At 65.8% G+C, this 1214-nt stretch carries 1 protein-coding gene; it reads left to right on the top strand.

The annotated features are described in order from the left end of the window. Positions 1-52: 52 nt before the first annotated feature. Positions 53-1183, top strand: coding sequence for an IS481 family transposase (locus NKJ13_RS31490; RefSeq protein ID WP_352509997.1), 1131 nt, complete (start codon positions 53-55; stop codon positions 1181-1183). Positions 1184-1214 lie beyond the last annotated feature (31 nt).

Raw genomic sequence — 1214 nt, 5'->3', positions numbered from 1 at the left:
TGTGCGAGGACATCGCGAACAGTTTGGCGCGCTTTGCGCTGGGGGGTTCGGGATGCCATTCGAGGACACGAGCGCGATGAAACAGAAGCTGGAGTTTGTGCGGCTGGCTACGGCCGAGGGGGCGAATGTGAGCGCCTTGTGCCGACGCTTTGGGATTGGTCGAACATGCGCTTACAAGTTGCTGGCGCGATGGCAGGCGTTTGGCGCGGCCGGGCTTTTGGAGGGGTCGCGCCGGCCGCAGTCGAGCCCGACGCGCAGCACGCCCGCGATCGAGGCGGCAGCGCTTTCGGTGCGCACAACGCATCCGGCCTGGGGCGGGCGCAAGATCGCCCGGGTTCTGGCGCGCCAGGGGTTTGGCCATCCGGCTGCCTCGACGGTGACCGGCATCCTGCGCCGCAACGGCGTCGAACTGGGCGCACTGGGCGGCGGCGCCAAAGCGTTCATCCGCTTCGAGCACGCCGCGCCCAACGACCTGTGGCAGATGGACTTCAAGGGCCATGTGCCGTTGCGCGCCGGGCGGCTGCATCCGCTGACCGTGCTCGACGATCATTCGCGGTTCTCGCTGGTGCTGGAAGCTTGCCCCGACCAGACCACCGAAACTGTCAAAACCCGCCTGATTACGGCCTTCCGGCGCTATGGCCTGCCGTGGCGCATCGCCACCGACAACGGCCCGCCCTGGGGCGACGGCGGCCGCAACAACTTCACCATGCTCGGCGTCTGGCTGATCGAGAACGGCATGTCGGTCAGCCATTCCAGACCCTGCCATCCACAGACGCTGGGCAAGGAGGAGCGGTTCCACCGTACGCTCAAGGCCGAGGCGCTGCAGGGCCCGCCCTTCGACAGCCTGCAGGCGGCACAGTGCGCTTTCGACGCATGGCGCCACATCTACAACACCGAGCGGCCGCACCAGGCCATTGCCGACGCTGTGCCGCTCGAGCGCTATCGTGCCTCGACGCGCGACTTCGCCGATGCCGTCCAGCCGTTCGAATACGCGCCCGGCGACCAGGTCCGCAAAATCCAGCAGAAGGGCACAACCTCGTTGTTCGGGCATGCCGTCAAGATCTGCAAGGCTTTTGCCGGCAAAGCCGTCGCCTTCCGCCCAACCGAAACCGATGGCGTCTTCGATGCCTACTTCCGCCACCAGAAAATCCAGACCATCGACCTCAATGCAAGCCAACGATAGGATGGCAAACTGTTCGCGATGTCCTCGCACA

This window comes from Mesorhizobium sp. M0174 (assembly GCF_040322275.1).
In the GTDB taxonomy this organism is placed as follows: domain Bacteria; phylum Pseudomonadota; class Alphaproteobacteria; order Rhizobiales; family Rhizobiaceae; genus Mesorhizobium.
This window is presented reverse-complemented; position numbering and strand designations above follow the sequence as displayed.